This window comes from Paenibacillus sp. Marseille-Q9583 (genome assembly GCF_976954365.1).
On record NZ_CDRJTB010000057.1, the window covers coordinates 24,739 to 47,298 of the forward strand.

A 22,560-nucleotide genomic window follows, 5' to 3' on the forward strand; every position below is an offset into this window, starting at 1 on the left:
GGCCTCCTCACAATAGGGTTTATGCATCAAAAATTTTAGATATTTTCAGTAAACGGGGGAAGATTGTCGCTCACACTTCCCTGAAAACTACATTCATCATCGATACGCCGAGCATAACGACTGACCATCGACACGGATACGTCATAGCGCTGAGCTACCTCGCGATAGGTGACTGGAAGGTTATGCATTTTTGCGATCAGATATTCTAAGGCAGCACACCAGCCTTCCGTTTGACGGATAAAAGGAACATCTGGATATATGCAACTGACGAACTGCTTCCAAAGTAATTCAGCATCTTTTTTCTGGACGGCATCAAATCTCCGGTCCATCATACTTACCGTCTGGTCGATGACTTTTTGCCAATCTTCTCTCCATTCTGGTAATCCCTTCAGACGCGCAGTAGAAGTTTCTTTGGCTTCCTGAAGTACATTTTCCTCCGGAACACTACCAATCAGTCGCTGCAGGCTCAGAAGCGCAGCTTCCTGCAGCTTTTCTTCCTGCAATGGCTGTTGCTTTAGAAGTCCTTGTAGAATCTCGGACATTTCTTCATCTTCAATCCAGCGCAGAGCTTCCGTAACCTGAAGCTTCGTATTGGCATCTCCGTAACGAAGTGCCCAGAAGAAGGAAGATCGAAGCAGTGGATTGTTCCGCACCTCTTCAGCAAAGCTACCTTTGTTGTCTTTCCACAGCTTCAGCTGCTCTTGAAATGGGAGCTGATAGTTGTAACTGATTGGAGACAACGCCTTGCCTTCCCCCTGCGCCCCCTGCAGTTGGGCCAGAAAAAATCTCGGCACAGACGATTCCGGATCCAGCTTAGCAGCTTTTTGCCAGCAACGCTGAGCCTCTGTATAGAGACCGCTATTACTTGCTGCTGCCGCACAGTAATGGTACAGACTAGCGTCACCGCCGACTTCTTCATCCTTCAGCAGGCGCCGAAAATGACCATAGGCGGTTCTATGCCGTCCCAGAATCCCCATCGTAGTGGCCATCTTGAATAAATGCTCCTGGTGAAAAGGAATAGTCGTCTCTAGCAGACGTAATAATCCAGCCAGTTGCCCGCGGTCACCTTCATACTGCAAAAAGATCGCCAAGTTACAAAGTGCGTGCAAATTCCCAGAGTCCTGTTCAAGCACCCGCATAATGCATTCTTTGGCTTTGGTAAAACGACCCATATAGAAATACGCAAGGGCTAGGTTGTTATGCGCCGCCAAGAAGTCTGGCGTATTGCTCACAATCTCTTCAAGCAAAGTTACAGCTTGTGTAAACTTGCCTTCCTCCAACAGCGCTCGGGCCCGCTCATGCTCTATTACCCCTTCCCGGCTTCTAATCCGGATAAGTGGTGCAGGACGATCCAGCTCATATTGCAGAAGTTCCATCAACTCTTCCGATTCGGCCAGAAATTCACCGTTCACATCTTCTTCGAGATAATTAACGAGTGAGTGTTCTGCCTCCTCATAGCTTTCCATATTGGCGAAGTTGTTAGCCATATAGAAATAACATTCCGTCATTCCAGGATCAATATTCTCCAGCACATGGGTCAAAATGTCGTTAGACGCCTCATAATTACCCATCTCTGATAAAACACCTGCTACGTTACAATGATTTACCGGGTTCTCCGGTTCGTACTCTACAGCTTTGCGAAAATTCTTTAATGCCTTATCATATTGAAAGCGATCCAAGGACCGAACGGCTCTTTCAAAGAAAAAATTGGCATTCAGAGTGACAGGAATAACATTACCATTCTCCTCATACTCTGAAGTTCTCTCCATCATGGAAGCAAGGCACCCCCTTATAAGAAGCTTCCTTTTATACTAACGAAAAAATAGGAGGACGGCGCCCAATGGGGTATACCGGAGCTCCAAACTTAATCGCTATTCCGTTCCCTTTATGGGTGCGGCTATCTTCACACAGTATACCACATGTGACCGTGAGATTCTCAAGTTGAGAAAGACTCTACCACTCCATAAACAACAACTTTTTCACGTAAAAACAAGCATAAACGCCTTCAGCGTCCTTATAAGGACGGTAAGCGTATATGCGAGAAATATAAGACATAAAGTATGGTTTGAAACTTATACTTTCTTATATTTAAAAAAAGACGGGGAATTAAATTCCCGCGTCTCTGAAAAGCTTATCGATTGAACCGCCCTCAAGAATAATACGTGTAGCTTGTGCAAGCATCGGTGCCACCGATAAGACCGTAAACCGACTTGAATGATCATCTGGCAGCGCAATAGAGTCCGTAATGACCACTTCCTGAACAGAGGGATGGTCAAGCCGCTGCAGCGCAGGTCCTGAGAACAATCCATGCGTTGCACAGACGATACTGTCCTTCGCACCTCTCTCTTTCAGACCCTCAACCACATTCACGATGGTAGTCCCTGTATCAATCAGGTCCTCGATAATAATCGGTGTACGTCCCTCGACATCACCAATGACATGAGTGATTACAGATTCATTATGGGCTGGACGCTTCTTGATCATAATGGCAAAAGGTGAATCCAGCTTATTCGCCAGCTTCTCAGCCATAGATGCACGTCCGGCATCCGGAGAAACAATGACCAAATCAGACATTGCCTTGGCTTTCAAATGGCTGCTGATCAAATCGAGAGCAGTCAAATGATCGACCGGAATGTTGAAAAAGCCTTGAATTGCCGCTGCATGCAAATCGATAGTGATTACACGGGTTGCGCCCGCGGTCGTAAGTACATCAGCTACCATCTTAGCCGAGATCGGTTCACGAGGTGCAGACTTACGTTCCTGTCGAGCGTATCCATAATACGGCACAATAATGTTAACTGTACGTGCTGATGCCCGTTTAGCAGCATCTATCATCACGAGCAGTTCCACGAACATCTCATTAATGGGATGGGATAGGGATTGCACCAAAAATACGTCGCAGTTCCGGATGCTCTCTTCGTAATGCACGTAAATCTCGCCGCTCATGAAACGGGTCAGCTTAATCTGCCCCAATTCAACACCAAGTCGCTCTGCAATATCTGCCGCCAGCTTTGGATTCGACGAACCGGAAAAAATACGTAATTGTTGATGATGCATAATACCCTCCTGCGGATTATAAATTATAGTTTGAACGGAACAGTGGTACGACGGCGTCCCTCAAATACAGCCAGCTCACGGAAGCCTGTGTGCCAAAGCATGCTACGTGCCTCTTGCAAGCCGTCACCAAGCTTGGCAGGGTCATGTGCATCCGAGCCGAGCGTAAGCGGTATACCGAGCTTAAAAGCCTCCTGTAGCAGATGTTCCGCCGGGAACATCTCAGCACATGGCTTGGTAAGTCCTGAAGCATTCAGCTCCATGGCGATTCCGCTATCCGCTATAACCTTTAAGGTTTCCAGCTCCAGCGTTCTCACCTCTGCTTTACCTTCTGGTGTCTGAGGACCATAGCCGAACCGTTTAATAACATCCATATGTCCTATAATATCATATAATCCTGATAACGCCGACTTCTTTACAGCATCATAATAAAGGCGATATACCTCTAGTTCATCCTTGCCTTCCCAGCCATCAACCTGTCGATAATCCGTGATATCCCACTCCCCGAGAAAATGCACAGAGCCTATCAGATAATCCCATGGGTAAGGAGATAAAATCTCACGAATTTGATCCTCGTAACCTTCAATATAATCCGCTTCCAGCCCTACCCGCAGGTCTATGACTCCGCGGTATCGTTCCTTCAGTGTCAGGCACTCCTCCACATAACGAGGCAGTTCAGCCATTGGCATGGCCATTTCAGGGTAATAGCTAGCGGGATCAACATGGATGAGCGGCAAGTGGTCGGATAACCCTAGCTGCTGAAGACCAAGCTGTATCCCACGCTGCACATACTCCTCAAGCTTGCCCACGGCATGACCGCAGCGCTCATGATGTGTGTGGTAATCGATATGCATCCGTCAGTTCCCTCCCTAGTACTGGTCCCGGCGTGGGCGCTCGTGGCGGGTACTGAGCTCTTCCATGATTTCATCCAGCGGAAGCTTGCGCTCCTGTAGCAGTACTAGTAAGTGGTAGATCAGATCACTAACTTCAAGACGCAGCTCGGCATTATCTTTATTTTTAGCGGCAATAATCGTTTCAGAGGCTTCTTCGCCTACCTTCTTAAGGATCTTATCGACACCTTTATCGAACAAATAAGTTGTATACGCGCCTTCCGGACGCTCTACTTGCCGCTCAGCAATCACGCGCTCCAGCTCACCAAGAACAGCAAAACGCTCACCATCCGTAAGGCTAGTAGCTACCGATTTCTGTGATTCCTCGGCTTGGTTATTCAAAGGAATGTCACGGAAAAAGCATGATGTAGCTCCAGTATGGCAAGCTGGTCCTTCAGGGGCAACCTTCACGAGCAGCGTATCACTATCACAATCATAGGATATGGAAGTAATCGCTTGTGTATTGCCTGAGGTTCCACCTTTATGCCAAAGCTCGCTGCGTGAGCGGCTCCAGAACCAGGTCTGGCCACTTTCCAACGAGAGCTGCAACGATTCCGAATTCATATAAGCAACCATCAAAACTTCTAGTGTGTTAGCATCCTGCACAACGGTAGGCACCAACCCCGCTTCATTCCATCGAATGCCGGCCAGCGCTTCTTTTTGGCTAATGGATGTATTCTTTTCTGTTTCACTCATCGGATCTCTACCCCTTTTTGCTTCAAGTCAGCCTTTAAGTCGTTAATGGCAATCTCTTTATAGTGAAAAATGGTCGCCGCCAGTCCCGCATCGGCCTTCCCTTCCGTAAATACATCGTAAAAATGCTCCTTCTTCCCAGCGCCGCCAGAAGCAATCACAGGAATACTAAGTAAATCGCTTACTGCTGATGTCAGCTTCAGATCGAAGCCATCTTTCGTCCCATCTGCATCCATACTTGTGAGCAAAATCTCGCCTGCACCCAGCTTTTCAGCTTCCTTGGCCCAGGTCAGAGCACGGATGCCAGTGGGCTTGCGCCCACCATGTGTATACACTTCCCATTCACCAAATGCCTCGTTATATTTAGCATCTATTGCTACCACAATACATTGAGAACCAAAACGACGTGCACCTTCCAGAATTAACTGTGGATTGGTGATAGCAGCCGTATTAATGCCGATTTTGTCTGCACCTGCACGAAGAATCCGCTTCATATCATCAGGTGTAGAGATCCCTCCACCCACTGTGAAAGGAATGGCGATTTCACCTGCGGTCTGCCGCACAACCTCAATCATGGTCGCCCGGCCTTCTACGGAAGCCGATATATCGAGAAACACAAGCTCATCTGCACCCTCACGGTCATACAGCGCCGCCAGCTCTACCGGATCTCCGGCATCACGCAGATTCACAAAGTTAACGCCTTTGACTACCCGTCCGTCCTTAACGTCAAGACAGGGGATGATACGTTTTGCTAACATTATTAATCCCCCTTTCCATGTGTTTCCCTAAAACATTTTGATCCCCCTAAATCCCGCTCCACTCACTCTATAATCACTATGTTCCCACGATTTTTGCTCCTAGCAGGACGACGGACTTGCGACACCTGCAAGATCACATTCATATAGGCGGCCTGTGGGCTCGCGCTCATGAAGTATAAGCATAATTAGTTGCACATTGTGCAGTTATTTCACCGTCCGTCCAGCAAACCAGGTGTTTAACTGCATTTTGTACAATTAAATCTGGGAATGAACTTAGATATAAGCTCAACTCTCATATATAGCTGCACGAAATACAATTAAATTAGCAAACACGCTCTTAATTGGAACAATAGTTGTATGGAGTACACTTATATCATCCAGCTGTCAGATAAGCATTCACTCTCTTTAAGCAGCTTTCTATTGCACAAAATACAACCAAAACCACAAATGAGACTTTTCACAGAGTGAGAATGAGTTAATTAGTCAGGTTCGTCAACTAACGCACATACTCAGCACTACTTCTGCCCGAGCGCCTGCAAAGCTTTGGAAAGATCAATATTGCCCGTGTACAACGCCTTGCCAACAATAGCTCCGCCCACACCGCTGCCGCTATGCACGCTTAGACGTAACAGATCATCAAGACTGGTGACTCCGCCGGAGGCGATCACCGTTTTACCGCTGACCTTCGCCATGGACACAATCCCCTCCACGTTCGGACCCTGCATCATCCCGTCGCGGGAGATGTCGGTGTAAATGAACGTCTCAGCTCCTTTTGCAGCCAATTCCTTAGCCAGATCCTCAGCACGTACTTCAGAGGTGTTCAACCAGCCATGTGTCGCAACATAACCGTTGCGCGCATCAATACCGATAGCTACTTTATCACCGTATTTAGCCAATACCGCTTCGGTAAAAGCATGATCGTTAATCGCAGCAGTTCCGATAATAACCCGACTAACGCCAAGCCCAAGCAATTTTTCCACGTCCGCAAGATTACGAAGGCCACCGCCCACCTGAACAGGCACATTAGCATTAGCAGCAATAGCGCCGATAATCGCATCATTCACAGGATGACCTGCTTTCGCGCCATCTAAGTCCACCAAATGAATGAACTTTCCGCCTTGCTCTTCCCATGATTTTGCCACCTCTAGTGGGCTATCATTGTATATCGTTTCCTGACTGTAGTCCCCTTGTTGCAGCCTGACACATTTTCCATCCCGGATATCAATCGCCGGATATACAATAAAAGAAGACATTTGGCGCTCCCCACTTTCGTTACATTATATTTATAGCGCAGCTTACGCCCGCTCTCCCTTTAATTTCAAAAAATTGCCCAGCAGCTTGATTCCCAGCTCCCCACTTTTTTCAGGATGGAACTGCATGCCGAACACATTATCTTGCCCCACAATGGCTGTGACTGGGTAACCATAATCGGTGACAGCCAGCAGATCACTCTCATTCGCAACAAGCGCATGATAAGAGTGCACAAAGTACACATGACCCTCATCAAGATCTGCAAAAAGCGGACTTTGTGGCTGCCTAAAGCTCAGCTTGTTCCAACCCATATGCGGCACCTTATAGCCATCTCTAGGAGCGAAACGCACCACCGAGCCTGAGAGAATATCAAGTCCCTCATGGCTGCCATGCTCTTCACTGCTGCTAAACAGTAGTTGCATACCAAGACAGATTCCTAGCAGCGGCTGGGTTTCGGCAGCTACCTGTATGACCACACGATCCAAACCACTTTCCCGCAGCTGCTCCATCGCATCGCCAAATGCACCGACACCAGGCAGAATGACACTATCAGCAGCAAGAATTTGCTCGGCTTCCCCCGTCACTATACACTCATAACCGAGACGTTCTACCGCCTTGCTCACACTGTGCAGGTTGCCCATGCCATAATCGACGATTGCAACAGTCATGCTACAGCACTCCCTTCGTAGAAGGCACACCCTTCACACGTGGATCAATCAGTGTCGCTTCATCGAGCGCCCGTCCGAGCGCCTTGAATACAGCCTCAATCATGTGATGTGTGTTAGAACCGTAGTGTACGATCACATGCAGCGTAATCCGAGCTTCCAGCGCGAACTTCCATAAGAATTCCTGAACAAGCTCCGTCGAAAAGCTGCCCACCTGCTGTGAAGGATACGTTGCGCGATATTCAAAGTGTGGGCGATTGCTGATATCGATCACAACCTGCGCCAACGCCTCATCCATTGGTACAAAAACACTCGCATAACGTTTGATTCCCTTTTTATCACCAAGTGCTTCGTGCAGCGCTTGACCTAGGCAGATCCCGATGTCTTCAACCGTGTGGTGATCATCAATTTCGATATCTCCTCGCGCCTGTACTGACAGGTCAAACTGGCCGTGCTTCGTAAATAGGTCCAGCATATGATTCAGAAAAGGAACATCCGTCTCCAGCTCGGAAACTCCACTTCCATCTACGTTAAGAGATAGCTTGATATCCGTCTCGTTTGTTTTACGGCTTAATCCTGCTTGGCGCAAGGCCTGTTCATTATTGTTCTCCATATCCGTCTCCACCTTTTCCTTCGTTCTTGAGTCGAATCTCAATGGCTCGTGCGTGGCCTTCTAACCCTTCGCGACGCGCCAGTTCTATAATGGTCTTCCCATCCCGCAGGAGGGCTTCTTTACTGTAATAGATCAGACTTGATTTCTTTATAAAATCATCCACATCCACTGGCGACGAGAATCGTGCCGTACCATTGGTCGGGATAATATGATTCGGTCCGGCAAAATAGTCGCCCACAGGCTCCGAGCTATACGCTCCCAGGAAGATCGCCCCAGCATTCTCGATGCTGCCCACAAGGCCCATTGGATCCTCGACAACGATCTCTAGATGCTCTGGTGCCAAACGATTCACTACGGAGATTCCCTCCTCCATAGATTCCACAACAATGATCGCCCCGTAATTTTCTACGGATGAACGGGCGATCGCCTGTCGCGGCAGCTCCTGCAGCTGACGCTCCACTTCGGCAGCCACGCTATCCGCCAGGCTTTGCGATGGCGTGACCAGAATCGCTGAAGCCATCTCGTCATGCTCGGCCTGCGAGAGCAGATCCGCTGCGACATAGGCCGGCTCAGCGGTCTCATCTGCGAGCACGACAATTTCGCTTGGTCCCGCTATACTGTCGATATCCACGGCGCCATATACCTCGCGTTTCGCTAGCGCAACGTATATATTGCCGGGCCCACATATCTTATCTACCGGCGCTATGCTCTCCGTCCCAAAAGCCAAAGCAGCTACCGCCTGCGCTCCGCCCACACGGTAGATTTCATTCACACCTGCTTCTGCAGCAGCAACCAGGATGTAAGGATCAATCCCTTCTTTGCCACCGGTGGATGGCGGGGTTACCATAACGATCTCCGGCACGCCTGCGATCTGTGCAGGGATCACGTTCATCAGCACCGAGGAAGGATAAGCTGCCTTACCACCAGGAACATATACCCCTACCCGCTTCAGCGGACGAATAATCTGTCCCAGAATCGTGCCATCGGGCTGCAAATCCATCCACGAATTCCGTTTCTGTCTAGCATGAAAAGCCCGGATATTTGCTGCAGCCGCTTGAATAGCGGATACGAAAGATTCTTCTACTCGGCCATACGCCGCCTGAAGCTCTTCCGGCGTTACCCGCAGCTGATTTGGCGTGAGCGTGACCCGATCAAATTGCTCCGTGTAGCGAAGAAGTGCCGTGTCTCCTTCTTTTTTAATCGCGAATACAATTTCCTTTACCGCCTGATTTTGCTCTGGCGTTCCATACTCGACTTCTCGCTCTAGCTTAAAATCCTTGCTCGATACAACCTTCATCGCCGGTTCCTCCCTTTACCCCTTAACATCTGTCACCTACCGCAAATTTGGTTCCCCTATAACCGCCTGTAGTCGGTCACACAGTTGCTGTATCTCTTCATTTTTCATCCGATAGCTCACACGATTGGCCACAAGACGGCTCGTAATTTCAAATATGCTCTTCATTTCAATTAATCCGTTATCCCGCAGCGTCTGGCCCGTCTCTACCATATCCACGATACGATCAGCGAGACCAATCAGCGGCGCAAGCTCAATTGAACCATTCAGCTTCACGACTTCAACCTGCTGTCCCTGCTCCCGGAAATATTTTGAAGCCACATTTGGATATTTCGTCGCTACACGCTGCTGAATCCCCGGCTGCCAGTTCGGTAATCCAATGATCGACATCCGGCATCGAGCGATGCCAAGATCAAGTAGCTCATACACATCACGATCTTCCTCCAGTAATACGTCCTTACCTACGATTCCAATGTCGGCCACACCATATTCTACATATGTAGGTACATCTACTGGTTTAGCTAATATAAACTCCATGCCTGCCTCAGGCAGCGGAATAACAAGCTTGCGGGATGCCTCACCATCCGGTGGAATCGGGAGACCTGCCTGGCGGAACAGCTCAGCAGCCTTTTCATAAATCCGACCTTTTGGCATAGCGACCTTCAAAATCTGTGCCATCGTTAAGTTGCCTCCTTTTCCATTTCCATACAAAATTTATCTTAACCGCTCATTCTTGCTAGCGATATCTCAGCCATGTTCACTTACAAAAGATACAAAGGTATAAATTTCGCCGTACCGCATACCATCTGCTTCGATCGTATCCGTATCTAGACGCTTCACCGTTTCAAGCTCTTCTGGACCTGCTGCCAGTCTAGTCACTACTGCGTGCCCTTCCGACCGTAAGCGTGTTGCCTCTTCCAGGCCTTCTTTTCTGCGAGTAGCATCATATTGGATCAAGATAGGCAGCTCTTCCTCTTCGCCCGATCCAGTCACACCATCGAGAATACGATTCGTTTTTAGAGAAAAACCTGTAGAAGGGATCGGACGTCCAAACTGCTGAAGGAGATTATCATATCTGCCTCCACTGCATACCGGAAACCCTAATTCCGCTGCATAGCCTTCGAAAGTCATCCCTGTATAATAAGAGAAGTCCCCGATCATCGTCAGATCGATCAGCACATGCTGTGATACGCCGTAAGAGACCAGTACCTCCCACACCTTGCATAAATGATCTATCGAATGACGGGCAAGCGGATGATCGCTAAGCTCCAGCGCCTGTCCACAAATCTCCTTGCCTCCACGCAGACGTAACAGTCCATCCAGTTCATTCTTCTGAGCTTCCGTCAGATCCAGCCGGCGCAAGGTCTCCCGAAAAGAGACGTAGTCACGGGCCAACAAATGGCTTTTGAGCTCCTCCTGAGCCTCCGGCAATTGTGGAAGTGCCTCTTGAAATAATCCATTCAGAAAGCCTACATGCCCCATAGCGATTTTAAAAGACTTCACACCCGCAGCCTGTAAAGATGAAATTGCGAGCGCCACTACTTCAGCATCGGCCTCAGGTGAATCGTCACCTACCAGCTCGACCCCTGTCTGGAAGAACTCCGCTTCCCGACCTGCTTCTTCTTCAATAGCACGGAAGACATTAGCATGATAAGAGAGACGCAAAGGCAACGGTTCATCCTTCAATAAAGATGCGACAACACGGGCAACCGGAGCTGTCATTTCAGAACGAAGCACTAGCGCCTGACCACGATTGTTGAGCAATTTATAAAGCTTTTGGTCGGACGTAGAGCTAGCCACGCCAACTGTATCGTAATATTCTAGCGTCGGAGTCATCATTTGCTGATAACCCCAGCGACTCATGCAATGCAGTACATCATTCTCAATTTTGCGTAATTTCGTTACGGCCCGGGGCAGATAGTCCCGAACGCCAGACGGCTTCTCAAATCCCTTTGGTTTGGACATCTTCATTGTTCACCTCGTCAGTTATCATTAGATACTGTTTATATTTACTTTACCATGGTAAAGTGGTAGCAAATTAAAGTATTTTCAATATCGTATCATGGTCAATGCTTTTTCGTCAATCTAACGGGGTAAAGCTACGACTTCCATTCTAATGCTTGTATGCTTAAAGCTTGTCCACCTAGGTTGAATTGTTCACAAAGAAAATCTAAATCAAATACTTATGTACTTCGAACCAATACTTGGGAATCCCTTTATTTTGCCTCCACGTTTATCCAATACTATAATGAGCTAATATGATTGTACTTCATAATTCTGTAATTAGTGTTCTAAAAATCTACTTACAACTTGAAAGAAGGGCTAATGCGTGACTAAATCCTATATGATTGGCGTTGATATTGGAACTACAAGTACCAAAGCAGTTCTCTTCGAGGAAAAAGGAGCCATAGCTGCACAAGCTAATGTAGGATATCCCTTACATCAGCCCTCACCCTCAATAGCGGAGCAAGACCCAGAGCAAATCCTGAGTGCAGTCTTCCATACTATCTCTGAAGTTATGCGGCAAAGCGGTGTATCTGCGGATGATATTCTATTCGTCTCCTTCAGTTCAGCCATGCACAGTGTCATTGCAGTTGATAAACTGGGTAAGGCCCTAACTGCCTGCATCACATGGGCTGATAATCGTAGTGCCGGATGCGCACTTCGTTTGAAGGATGAGCTAAACGGCCATGAATTGTATCTACGCACAGGCACACCTATACACCCAATGTCTCCAATCACCAAGCTAATGTGGCTTCGCGAAGTGCAGCCTGACGTGTTCCAGAGAACCTATAAATTTATTTCCATTAAAGAATACATATTCGCAAGATTGTTTGGCGAATACGTCATCGATCATTCCATTGCCTCTTCCACAGGCATACTCAATCTGGAGAATCTAGAATGGGATAAAGAAGCTTTGGAGATTGCTCATATTACAGCGGATCAACTCTCGCGGCTTGTTCCCACCACGCACATCATGCAAGGGCTGCTCCCTGGTCTAGCTGAGGAACTTCTGCTGCTCCCTACAACCCCATTTGTTATTGGCGCCAGTGACGGCGTCCTGTCCAATCTCGGCGTAGGTGCAATTGAACCCGGTGTAGTAGCCGCTACGATTGGAACTAGCGGAGCAATTCGTACCGTAGTGGATCACCCGCTCACCGATCCCAAAGGACGGACCTTCTGTTATAACTTAACCCCAAAACATTGGGTAATCGGAGGACCTGTCAATAATGGTGGCATGCTGTTCCGCTGGGTACGAGACGAGTTCGCGGCCTCTGAAGTTGAAACCGCCAAACGACTAGGCATTGATCCTTACGAGGTTCTGACTCGCATTGCAGAGCAGGTTCCTGCGGGAAGCGGGGGACTTTTATTCCATCCTTACTTGACCGGGGAACGAGCGCCGTTGTGGAATCCGGATGCCCGCGGCTCCTTCTTTGGCCTTTCTATGAATCACCATAAAGAACATATGATTCGGTCAGTACTAGAGGGCGTAATCTTCAATATGTATACGGTGCTTCTTGCTATGGAAGAGCAAATCGGACGCCCAAGCAGAATCCTTGCCACAGGCGGCTTCGCCCGCTCCTCAGTGTGGCGGCAGATGATGGCTGATATTTTTGATCAGGAGGTTGTCATTCCGGAGAGTATCGAGAGCTCCTGCCTCGGTGCGGTTGTACTTGGCCTTTATGCTACGGGTCGTGTAGATTCCTTTGATGTGGTGTTTGACATGATTGGTTCAACCTATAAGCATGATCCAATGGATGAACATACCAAAATATACAAGCAGCTGCTGCCGATCTATATTTCTGTCTACCGTAGTCTCGAAAGCCAGTATCAAGCCATTGCAGAATTTCAGCGAGAACAAGCTGGAGAATAAGGCAAAAATAAAAAGCGTCGGTCTACCCACATATGTAGGAAAACCGACGCTTTTATTTTTTCTTATAATAGACTATGCACTTTTGGATCCTGTTTTTGCTTTCTGAGGACCCGATCCGAAGATGATCCAAGCCGGTTTAACATATCGGAAGGCAAAGGCTACTACCACCCATGAACCTAACAGCGCAAAGAGCCAACCCCCAGCAATCGCTGCGGTATATGCAAGAGAACCCCCGTGAAACGGTAATTTTCTATAGAAAAATAGCAGTAATGGATGTAGTAAATAGATTCCGAAAGAGCAAGCTCCAGCAGATAACAACAGTCTTGTAATCAAGCTTCGGCCCGCTCCGTACAATAAGAAGGAGACTTGTAGCAACACCACACAAGAGAGTAGCGCATGAAGGTTAGAGAATCCCTCATACCATAAACTATTGATGACTGTTTTCTTCGTATAGTTGTTAAACCATAGCTCAACATGAACAACCCCTGCTACGATCCACAACAACCATAACGTAATCCATACCGGACCTTTACCGGCGCGCCAGCCTTCACGTGAAGGAACCAGCCACTTTTTCAAAGAAGGATAGTATACTGCAATCCCAGCACCCAGCAAGAAATAAGAGAAATAAGTGATTGCCAGACTGCCCTTGGACAACTGCCAATACCCGTTATTAGTCATGTATTTATTCAGCAGCACAAAACCCCATTGTAGAACCAATCCGATTAGCGGTGCCCAAGCCGCCAGATGACGAACCTTTTGCAGACACCACAGAATGAGCGGAAACAATACGTAGAACTGAATAATGATAATAATATAATACAAATGCGTGTATGCTGTTCCTGTCCACAAATACTTCCAAAGCTTAGAAGCCATCTCCCCTGGAGGTAAACTCCATGTATGTCCCGCCGTCATTTTTAATGCAAAATACAACAGTGAAAATAGTACATAAGGCACGATAATATAAAGCAGCCTTCTACTGTAGAACTTTCCCAGCGTCTTTCCGCCCAGAGGACGATCAATATAGTTATAGAACAGCACGAACCCACTCAAAAATATGAATGAAGGTACAGCGAACTGGCTGAATTTATTAATAAATAAGAACGGATGAAACATGTTTGTACCTAGTGTCTCCGCCAACGTTCGCGAAGTAGCATGAATAGCTAGCACTGCAAAAATAGCAATCGCTCGAAAAATATCCAGCTGCGGAATTCTTTCTTTTTGTCTCATAATCTTTCCTCCTGTTAAGCTCCGCATCAAAATGATGCCACATCAAGTATTAACCTTCCTCATCTCCTCCGAGGCATGTCCTGACTTTACCTTGGAACTAGACTCTAGAGACCGAGGAATACTTCCCAAGAAGATCCATGACTTAGGAATTCGGCGAAAAGCAAACTGCACCATGAACCAGCTTCCTCCCAGTGCAACTACAAGTCCTCCATAGATGAAGAAAACATAAGTTAGCGATTCCAAGGGAATATGATAACGGAACCTGCGATATATCGCCAGCAATAGCGGATGAATCAAATAAATGGCAAATGACAACTCACCTAAACGAGTCAAGAAAGCAACGATGACACGAGGGGCCTTTCGATAAAGCAAAAATGTAGCGTACAACAGAACCAATGCCGATAACATCGTATGAACATTCCATAACAGCTCGTACCACAGCGAATCCGTCCACACCCCAAAATGGCGGGCTACATACCATAGCTGCACATGGATAAAGGCTGCAATTAACCACAAGCTCCCTAATAAGGCAGTCCATCTCTTTTGCTTGGCACCCAGCTCACTCCATGGCTTTATCAGCCACAGCTTCACCTTCTCAAAGTGAATGGCGAGATAAGCACCCATCATATAATAGGCCAGGTAGGAGATTGCCAAGCTCCCTTTTTCAACAATGTGCAGTTCGTACTTATTCCAAAAAATAAAACCCCACTGGAGCGCCAAACCCACCGGTATCGCCCATTTCATTAAGAAGCGGGAACTCTGCAGTAGCTTAAGCAGCACTGGAAAAAGCAAATAAAACTGAATGCTAATAAAGACAAAATACAAATGCGCATATGCGGAACCCGAGAATAACGCTCTAGAAAAACTTAACAAGTTGTCTCCAAAGTTCTGCATCAATCGTCCGTTCACATAAAGAGTTAGTGCATAATAGCCCATAGAAGCTAGCAAATAAGGCAGTAAGATATACTTTAATCGCCGACGGTAGAAATTAATGATCAAGCTGCGTGTCACAGGACGACCATAATAATTATAAAACAATACGAAGCTGCTAAGGAAAATAAATGAGGGCGTACCGAATTTAAAGAAAATGTTAATCCAGTTCAGCCAGTAATAATAAGGTGAATGCAGTGCCTGCTCTCCAGCAGCAAAAGAGGAGGCATGCACATGCAGCACTCCTAATATAGCTAGAGCTCTGAAAATATCCAGCTGGGGCAGCCTTTCCTGTCTCACAGTATTCATATTAAATTCCTCTTCTCTACTATGATGGTTGTTCATAGAGACGCTAAGCGGAATGTGGAAACTGAACATACCAGGAAGTCTGCACTTGCTGAATTTACATTCTGATATTTGACGCTGAATGCCTAGCGTGGGATTTACGTGATTACTAAGGTTAATTATACCGCCTACATCGGAATAAAAAACTTAAGAAGATCTTAAAGTTTTCTTAATAAGCTTCTCCAAGACGCAAGAAACCCTGCAGATCCTGCGCTAAAAAAACGCAATATGAAACTGCAGGGTTTACGAAGCATCTTTTACACTTGTTCCGAAGAATCTTCTGATGAAGCTGGGCGTAGCTCTCGCAGTGGATTGCCTCCTACAAAAGAGCCAGCCGCCACGTTCTTGTGTACTACTGATCCTGCGGCAACAACTGCCCAATCACCGATGGTTACACCGGGAAGAATCGTTGTATTCGCGCCAATCAATACATTTTCACCAATCACTACTTCTCCCAGGCGATACTCCTTGATTAAATACTCATGCGCCAGAATCGTCGTGTTATAACCGATAATAGAGTTCTCACCCACCGTGATTTTTTCCGGAAAAAACACATCCACCATCGCCATCAAACCGAAGGAGGTATGCTTGCCTACCTTCATCCCGAGAATCCGACGATAGATCCAGTTCTTTAGCGGTAGAATCGGGCAATAACGGGCAATCTGAATAAAAATAAAGTTGCGGACACCCTTCCACGGGCTGACCGTACGGTAAATGTACCAAAGTGAGTTATGACCTTCTACAGGATATCGGGTTACGTTTCTCACGATTCACTCGTTCCTCGCTCCACAATTTCTATAATATCCTTCATGTTATGGATGATATAGTTGGGATCATACTTGCGGAGAGTCTCTTCGCCTTTTAAAGACCACGATACTCCAGCCGCATATACACCAGCAGCTTTTGCTGACTGAATATCAACCGTACTGTCACCCACCATAAGAGTTTTACGAGGATCAACGCCAAGGTTATTGACTGCTGTCAAAACAGGCTCTGGATGTGGCTTTGGTTCAGTAACATCGTTCACCGTCACAATCGTATCCATGTACTTTAGCAAATCAAACATCTCAAGCGATTTAATCGTTGTTGGACGAATTTTTGTAGTCACAATCCCCATTTTAATTCCACGACGTAAGAGCTCTTCCATTGTTTCATTCACTTGAGGAAAGGGACGTACTAACTCATCGTGATGTTCATAATTATAAGAACGGTAGGATTTCTCAAGCGCACCACTTACATCCTCAAGTCCAGAGAAGACTCTCATCTGTTGCTGAAGGGTTGTGCCCATATGCGGAATAATCTCTTCCCTAGTGAGTGGAGCTAGACCATTGTCCTTCAGCGCGTACATAAACGAACTAATAATTAGCTCATTCGTATCGACAATCGTTCCATCTAGATCAAAAAGAACGCATTCTATCATAAGCTTTACTGCTCCTTCTTATCTCCATCCGCAGGCTGTCCTTGCTCAGGTTGAGCCCCGTGACGAGCTTTCTGCGGTGTATTTACTGCGCTTTCAGGCACTATGGTATCTGCTTTGATCGGTTTAGTACATACGATAGGATCAGAATAATGTGCTTTAGGCTCTCCGGTGACCCTACGAATAATGATAAGCAGTACAGCTGCGACGATGATCAGTAGAGCAAGCAGCTGAGAAATACGTATATTTCCATAGCTTGGGTCCAAGTATCCTTGCTCAAAGCCTAACCATTCCATCGGTTTCCACAATCCGTTCATAAAGGATGCCAAGCCTGCACTTCCATTAAACGCCAAGCTGTCTGTACGTATGGCTTCAATGAAGAAACGACCGATGGAATACCATATAAAGTAAGACATGAAGATCTCACCGGCTCGCACAAACTTCTGACGACGAAGAACCATTAGTAGTGCGATACCCAGTAAGCTCCAAAGAGATTCATACAAGAAGGTCGGATGATGAAAAGCATCCCCTATGTACATTTGGTTCACAATGAAGTCAGGTAAATGCAGTTTATCCCGTAAAAACGACTCTTCAACCACGCTGCCGTATGCCTCTTGGTTGACAAAGTTTCCCCAGCGTCCAATCATTTGACCCGCAAGTAGTCCAGGTGCACAAATATCAACGATACGCCAGAAGGGGTAGCCTTTATAGCGGAAATAAATAATCCCGCAAATAATGGCACCAATTAACGCACCGTAAATGGCGATGCCACCATTCCAGATCTTAAAGACATCTATTAAATTATCCTTATAATCCTCCCATTTAAACGCTACAAAGTAAATCCGTGCCCCAATAATGGCCGAAGGCACACCTAGCAGCAGCATATCCATAAAGAATTCTTGTGGTATACCAAACCTTTTGCCCTCGCGGATCGCAAGAAATAACCCCGCGAGTGCACCAAAACCTAGTATTAATCCGTACCAGTGTACTTGCAGTGATCCAATTGAGAAGACAATAGGATTTAGTGCTAATGGGAACATTCTCTCACACTCCTAATCGAGATCATCCATATCTTCAGATATGGTCGCAGTTAGCTTATTCGTGAACTGCAGGGCTGCATTAAAGCCCATTTGTTTCAGGCGATAGTTCATCGCTGCAACCTCTATAATAACTGCAAGGTTACGTCCTGGGCGTACGGGAATCGTTACAAGTGGAACATCTGTGTCAATGATCCGTGTCGTTTCCTCATCAAGTCCAAGTCGGTCATACTGCTTGTCTTGCTGCCAAGCTTCCAATCTAACAACAAGTGTAATCCGTTTATGATTACGAATGGCACCCGCACCAAAAAGTGTCATTACATTAATGATACCTACTCCACGGATCTCCAGTAAATGACGGATTAACTCAGGGGCTGTACCATGCAGCTGGTTATCTGAAGTCTGACGGATTTCCACTGCATCATCAGCAATCAATCGATGACCGCGTTTTACAAGTTCAAGGGCTGTTTCACTTTTACCAATCCCACTACTACCCGTAATTAGCATACCTACACCATATACATCACAAAGTACGCCATGAATAGTCGCTGTAGGGGCTAATTTTCCTTCTAGGAAGCTCGTCAAACGGCTGGAGAAAATAGTCGTAGCCATCGAGCTGCGAAGCACAGGAAGGGCCTTTTCATTACTTATGTCAATTAACTCCTCAGGCACTTCCAAACCACGTGTAATTACAATACAAGGTGTGTTATCATTGCAAATTCCACGAAGTCGGCTTTTCCGCTCAGCTTCGGGCAGCATGGAGAAAAAAGCGAGTTCTGTTTTGCCTAGCAATTGAACACGTTCTTCTGGATAATATTCAAAATAACCAGCAATCTCTAGTCCAGGGCGATTCAGGTCATCGACCGTAATGGGTCTCTTTAGACCTTCCTGGCCGGAAATAACCTCTAATTGAAAATGCTGTACCAATTCAGATACTTTTACTTTCTTAGCCATGTAATTTCGTCCTTTCGTCACCTGCGGTATTTGTCCGCTTACTGCGTCCGGTTGGCAGCGATTTCTTTACATTCCGGAGGTAATTCTCCTGCTATCTTAATTGATAACGCTTATGAATGCAATCTTAGCGCCTAACCAAACAGGGTCCATCTAAACAATAAAGCCACCCTTTCGGGTGGCTTTATCAAGAGAGAAAAGATCTTTACAATCTTATCCCAACAAAATGTTAGCTTCGGATTCTTTATCAAAGAAGTGAATTTTGTTCATATCAATAGCCAATTTAGGCTTGCTGCCTTCGCGAGTAGTGGAACGTCCATCTACACGAGCGATTACAGTAGATTTACCAAGGCCGCTCAAGTAAAGGAGCATTTCATGACCAAGGTTTTCAGTAACATCAACCAATGAAGTGAAGATTGTGTTCGGGGAAGCTTCCAAGAATACTGGCTCTTCATGGATATCTTCTGGACGAACGCCCATGATTACTTCTTTACCGATGTAACCTTTGTTGCGGATGATTTGAGCTTTTCCGCCTGGTACTTCAACATCAAGGTTCTCAGCACGGAAACGGATAGAACCGCTCACTTCGGACAAAGTACCATTGATAAAGTTCATTGTAGGGGATCCGATAAATCCAGCTACGAACAAGTTTGTAGGTTCATTGTACAACTCTTCAGGGGAAGCTGCTTGTTGAATGATACCATCATACATAACTACGATGCGATCACCCATTGTCATAGCTTCTGTTTGGTCATGCGTTACGTAGATACAAGTAGTTTCAAGGCGCTTAACCAGTTTAGTGATTTCAGCACGCATTTGACCACGAAGTTTAGCATCCAAGTTGGAAAGAGGCTCATCCATCAAGAAGACTTGTGGATCACGTACGATAGCGCGTCCCAAAGCGACACGTTGGCGTTGACCACCGGAAAGCGCTTTTGGTTTACGATCTAGCAAATGCTCGATATCAAGAATTTTAGCAGCTTCGCGAACTTTCTTGTCGATTTCATCCTTCTTCACTTTACGAAGTTTCAAACCGAAAGCCATGTTTTGATATACGCTCATATGCGGATACAGGGCGTAGGATTGGAATACCATCGCGATATCGCGGTCTTTAGGTGCAACGTCATTAACTACACGATCGCCAATGTACATTTTACCTTCGGAGATTTCTTCCAAACCAGCGATCATACGCAAAGTTGTGGATTTACCGCAACCGGAAGGTCCAACCAATACTAGAAATTCCTTATCTTTAATATCAAGATTGATATCGATTACTGTTGCTTTATCTGAACCCGGGTATTTTTTGAAAATATGCTCTAAACGTACGCCTGCCATTGTATTTCCCCCTCGAGTTAATTATTAATTAGTTAATATAAAAATTCTGTTTCCTTGTACATTTATATTACCCCAGTCGGGACACTATGGCTATTTGTAAGGTTCACAAAAAACCTATTTCCTTTTCGTCACTTTATACAAAAGCATAGTAAGCTTAACAATAGCAGCATCCCCAAAGCTTCGTACATCTGCTCCAGTCTCTTGTTTTATCTTATCCAGACGATAAAGCAGCGTATTTCGATGGATATACAACTTCTTGGCGGTTTCACTTACATTACAGTCCATCTCAAAAAAAGTCTCCAAAGTCAGCAGCATTTCTTTATCTGATAGTACAGAAGAATAGTCACCAATTTGTCCAAGCAACTGTTTGCGGCGTACATCTGGAATGCTGTTAACCAGACGTTCCAAATGCAGTTCCCAAGGTAAATGAATATACTCTCCTACTTGAAAAATACGACCGAGTACAATCGTCTCCCTGAGCAAAGCTACAGATCCAGTCAATCCCTTAACAGGGACTATAGCCGGAGCTACTGCTAAATGGAATACCCCTACCCATTCACTAGCTATCAGCTCATGTAACCCCATACTAGTCTGTGCTAGAAGATCATCTACACTCTCTTCTTCATCATCCTTATCATCCCCGCCCGTAAGTAATTCTTTACGAGCTAAAATTAGCCATTCCTTCTCTTGAAGGGGAATGAGCAGAATCTCGTTCTCAAAATAGCTACGCAGTAATTTCATCAGTGAACGATACGAGATCTGTGGACTATGGGCAATCTCACTACTTAGGAGGAATGGAATCATATCTCCGAACAGACGCCCCTTTAGGGTGATCTCATCGGGTATTTCAGTGTCATTCTTCTCTTGCTCTAGCTCCGTGTTCAACCAAGCGCCAAGCTGCCGCGCCTCCACTTCACCTTCTTCTCTAAGCCCTGTAGCTTTAAGTGCAATAGCAAAATTTCGAACTGCATAGTTGACCAGTTGTACTTCCAGAGAGGTGAGCCCCTCCATTTCTACCCAGACAGCGGTTATACGTCCGTCACTCTCATACAAAGGTGCCCAGAGATGACCCTCATGGATTACCAGCTGATCCTGTCCTTCTAATCCCATGCTAAAAAGAGAAGCTGAATGCTGCCTCCCTAACTGCTTGATTCCGGTTCTCTTTCCGGTGAGCTGCTCTAATTTTTTCCGCAATGTCTCACTATCCATAGTCACCATGCTCCACCACTTTTGCTCTTTTCGCCTATTTTAGCATATTCTCTTATATTATGTTAATCGCTACAGTAGCGCGCTACTATAATACAACCAAAAACACAAAAAAAGCCACCACCATAAGGTGATGACTTTCTGTTTGGGATGAGCCATGAAGGACTCGAACCTTCGACACCCTGATTAAAAGTCAGGTGCTCTACCAACTGAGCTAATGGCTCATAAATGGTGGGGGATGATGGATTCGAACCACCGAACACGTACGTGAGCAGATTTACAGTCTGATGCGTTTGGCCACTTCGCTAATCCCCCAGGGAAAAGTGGCTCGAGACGGATTCGAACCGCCGACACGAGGATTTTCAGTCCTCTGCTCTACCGACTGAGCTATCGAGCCATATTAAATTGACATAAAAATAAAGTGGTAGCATTAACTTCCCACCCTAGTCTTGTGGAAAAAAATGGCGGAACCGACGAGATTCGAACTCGCGATCTCCTGCGTGACAGGCAGGCATGTTAGGCCAACTACACCACGGTTCCGCATTGATAATAATGGTGCCGGCGAGAGGACTTGAACCCCCAACCTACTGATTACAAGTCAGTTGCTCTACCAGTTGAGCTACACCGGCACGGTGTAAAAAGTAATTCTAAAAAAGTAATAATGGTGGAGGCTGAGGGGATCGAACCCCCGACCCTCTGCTTGTAAGGCAGATGCTCTCCCAGCTGAGCTAAGCCTCCAGGTATTATGGTAGCGGCGAAGGGGATCGAACCCCCGACCTCACGGGTATGAACCGTACGCTCTAGCCAGCTGAGCTACACCGCCACAATAATTAGAAATGCTATGGATTGAAAATGGCGGAGAGAGTGGGATTCGAACCCACGCACCGCTTACGCAGTCTAACCCCTTAGCAGAGGGTCCCCTTATAGCCACTTGGGTATCTCTCCAAACGATATCAGTACCACAGCAATCCAAACAGGAATTTGACTCCCTGAAAACTGAATCCGAATTGAATTTGCGTT

The 22,560-nt window shown here is 46.4% G+C and carries 20 protein-coding genes and 8 tRNA genes; 1 reads left to right on the top strand and 27 read right to left on the bottom strand.

Going from position 1 to position 22,560, the window contains the following annotated elements; all coding sequences use genetic code 11:
• Window positions 1–35: 35 nt before the first annotated feature.
• The 11 genes from ACWNM1_RS22260 to ACWNM1_RS22310 all read right to left on the bottom strand — a co-directional run bounded on the left by ACWNM1_RS22260 (window position 36) and on the right by ACWNM1_RS22310 (window position 11,183).
• Window positions 36–1,772 carry a tetratricopeptide repeat protein gene (locus ACWNM1_RS22260; RefSeq protein ID WP_449602684.1) on the bottom strand — a complete coding sequence of 579 codons (1,737 nt, stop codon included), beginning with the start codon at window positions 1,770–1,772 and terminating at the stop codon, window positions 36–38.
• Between the two features lie 334 nt (window positions 1,773–2,106).
• A complete protein-coding gene (locus ACWNM1_RS22265; RefSeq protein ID WP_042123288.1) occupies window positions 2,107–3,057 on the bottom strand; it encodes a ribose-phosphate diphosphokinase in 951 nt (316 codons plus the stop codon).
• Between the two features lie 23 nt (window positions 3,058–3,080).
• Window positions 3,081–3,908 carry a histidinol-phosphatase HisJ gene (gene hisJ / locus ACWNM1_RS22270; protein WP_421899727.1) on the bottom strand — a complete coding sequence of 276 codons (828 nt, stop codon included), beginning with the start codon at window positions 3,906–3,908 and terminating at the stop codon, window positions 3,081–3,083.
• Window positions 3,909–3,923: 15 nt separating this feature from the next.
• Complete coding sequence (gene hisIE / locus ACWNM1_RS22275; RefSeq protein ID WP_421899724.1) at window positions 3,924–4,640, bottom strand: bifunctional phosphoribosyl-AMP cyclohydrolase/phosphoribosyl-ATP diphosphatase HisIE; 717 nt, start codon at window positions 4,638–4,640, stop codon at window positions 3,924–3,926.
• A complete protein-coding gene (gene hisF, locus ACWNM1_RS22280) occupies window positions 4,637–5,395 on the bottom strand; it encodes an imidazole glycerol phosphate synthase subunit HisF (protein WP_042123282.1) in 759 nt (252 codons plus the stop codon). Before hisF ends, hisIE begins: the two co-directional genes overlap by 4 nt.
• A 515-nt stretch (window positions 5,396–5,910) precedes the next feature.
• Entirely contained in the window at window positions 5,911–6,648 is a 738-nt protein-coding gene (gene hisA / locus ACWNM1_RS22285) for a 1-(5-phosphoribosyl)-5-[(5-phosphoribosylamino)methylideneamino]imidazole-4-carboxamide isomerase (protein ID WP_421899721.1), read from the bottom strand.
• Window positions 6,649–6,690: 42 nt separating this feature from the next.
• Entirely contained in the window at window positions 6,691–7,314 is a 624-nt protein-coding gene (gene hisH / locus ACWNM1_RS22290) for an imidazole glycerol phosphate synthase subunit HisH (RefSeq protein ID WP_421899718.1), read from the bottom strand.
• Between the two features lies 1 nt (window position 7,315).
• Window positions 7,316–7,924, bottom strand: a complete 609-nt coding sequence (gene hisB, locus ACWNM1_RS22295) for an imidazoleglycerol-phosphate dehydratase HisB (RefSeq protein ID WP_036687073.1) — start codon at window positions 7,922–7,924, stop codon at window positions 7,316–7,318.
• Window positions 7,911–9,221 (bottom strand): histidinol dehydrogenase, encoded by a 1,311-nt coding sequence (gene hisD, locus ACWNM1_RS22300; protein ID WP_076286830.1) that lies wholly within the window; start codon window positions 9,219–9,221, stop codon window positions 7,911–7,913. The genes hisB and hisD overlap by 14 nt, the downstream gene beginning before the upstream one ends.
• Window positions 9,222–9,257: 36 nt before the next feature.
• Window positions 9,258–9,896, bottom strand: coding sequence for an ATP phosphoribosyltransferase (gene hisG / locus ACWNM1_RS22305; RefSeq protein ID WP_042123270.1), 639 nt, complete (start codon window positions 9,894–9,896; stop codon window positions 9,258–9,260).
• Between the two features lie 69 nt (window positions 9,897–9,965).
• On the bottom strand, window positions 9,966–11,183 hold the full coding sequence (locus ACWNM1_RS22310) for an ATP phosphoribosyltransferase regulatory subunit (protein ID WP_449602685.1): 1,218 nt from the start codon (window positions 11,181–11,183) through the stop codon (window positions 9,966–9,968).
• Window positions 11,184–11,562: 379 nt separating this feature from the next.
• Here ACWNM1_RS22310 and gntK point away from each other — a divergent pair, with 379 nt between their 5' ends.
• On the top strand, window positions 11,563–13,092 hold the full coding sequence (gene gntK / locus ACWNM1_RS22315) for a gluconokinase (protein ID WP_421899782.1): 1,530 nt from the start codon (window positions 11,563–11,565) through the stop codon (window positions 13,090–13,092).
• A gap of 72 nt (window positions 13,093–13,164) precedes the next feature.
• On the opposite strand, the gene ACWNM1_RS22320 is transcribed toward gntK, so the two are convergent.
• The 16 genes from ACWNM1_RS22320 to ACWNM1_RS22395 form a co-directional block, all read right to left on the bottom strand.
• Complete coding sequence (locus tag ACWNM1_RS22320; RefSeq protein WP_449602686.1) at window positions 13,165–14,319, bottom strand: acyltransferase; 1,155 nt, start codon at window positions 14,317–14,319, stop codon at window positions 13,165–13,167.
• Between the two features lie 42 nt (window positions 14,320–14,361).
• Window positions 14,362–15,558 (bottom strand): acyltransferase, encoded by a 1,197-nt coding sequence (locus ACWNM1_RS22325; RefSeq protein WP_449602687.1) that lies wholly within the window; start codon window positions 15,556–15,558, stop codon window positions 14,362–14,364.
• 293 nt (window positions 15,559–15,851) lie between these two features.
• Window positions 15,852–16,361 carry an acyltransferase gene (locus ACWNM1_RS22330; protein ID WP_179281711.1) on the bottom strand — a complete coding sequence of 170 codons (510 nt, stop codon included), beginning with the start codon at window positions 16,359–16,361 and terminating at the stop codon, window positions 15,852–15,854.
• Window positions 16,358–17,014: a pyrophosphatase PpaX gene (ppaX, locus tag ACWNM1_RS22335; RefSeq protein WP_449602688.1), complete on the bottom strand. Its 657-nt coding sequence runs from the start codon at window positions 17,012–17,014 to the stop codon at window positions 16,358–16,360. Before ppaX ends, ACWNM1_RS22330 begins: the two co-directional genes overlap by 4 nt.
• Window positions 17,015–17,019: 5 nt before the next feature.
• Entirely contained in the window at window positions 17,020–18,051 is a 1,032-nt protein-coding gene (gene lgt, locus ACWNM1_RS22340) for a prolipoprotein diacylglyceryl transferase (RefSeq protein ID WP_042183990.1), read from the bottom strand.
• Between the two features lie 12 nt (window positions 18,052–18,063).
• Window positions 18,064–19,002 (bottom strand): HPr(Ser) kinase/phosphatase, encoded by a 939-nt coding sequence (hprK, locus tag ACWNM1_RS22345; protein WP_421899692.1) that lies wholly within the window; start codon window positions 19,000–19,002, stop codon window positions 18,064–18,066.
• A gap of 210 nt (window positions 19,003–19,212) precedes the next feature.
• A complete protein-coding gene (locus ACWNM1_RS22350) occupies window positions 19,213–20,334 on the bottom strand; it encodes an ABC transporter ATP-binding protein (RefSeq protein ID WP_042123255.1) in 1,122 nt (373 codons plus the stop codon).
• Between the two features lie 114 nt (window positions 20,335–20,448).
• Complete coding sequence (locus ACWNM1_RS22355) at window positions 20,449–21,552, bottom strand: PucR family transcriptional regulator (RefSeq protein WP_339302258.1); 1,104 nt, start codon at window positions 21,550–21,552, stop codon at window positions 20,449–20,451.
• Window positions 21,553–21,691: 139 nt separating this feature from the next.
• Window positions 21,692–21,764: transfer RNA gene (locus tag ACWNM1_RS22360), tRNA-Lys, on the bottom strand.
• A 5-nt stretch (window positions 21,765–21,769) separates the two neighbouring features.
• Window positions 21,770–21,855 (bottom strand) — tRNA-Tyr (locus ACWNM1_RS22365).
• Between the two features lie 9 nt (window positions 21,856–21,864).
• Window positions 21,865–21,937: transfer RNA gene (locus ACWNM1_RS22370), tRNA-Phe, on the bottom strand.
• Window positions 21,938–22,002: 65 nt separating this feature from the next.
• Window positions 22,003–22,080: transfer RNA gene (locus ACWNM1_RS22375), tRNA-Asp, on the bottom strand.
• Window positions 22,081–22,093: 13 nt separating this feature from the next.
• Window positions 22,094–22,169, bottom strand: a tRNA-Thr gene (locus ACWNM1_RS22380).
• A gap of 33 nt (window positions 22,170–22,202) precedes the next feature.
• A tRNA-Val gene (locus tag ACWNM1_RS22385) sits at window positions 22,203–22,278 on the bottom strand.
• An 8-nt stretch (window positions 22,279–22,286) separates the two neighbouring features.
• Window positions 22,287–22,363: transfer RNA gene (locus tag ACWNM1_RS22390), tRNA-Met, on the bottom strand.
• Window positions 22,364–22,393: 30 nt separating this feature from the next.
• A tRNA-Ser gene (locus tag ACWNM1_RS22395) sits at window positions 22,394–22,485 on the bottom strand.
• Window positions 22,486–22,560: the final 75 nt, after the last annotated feature.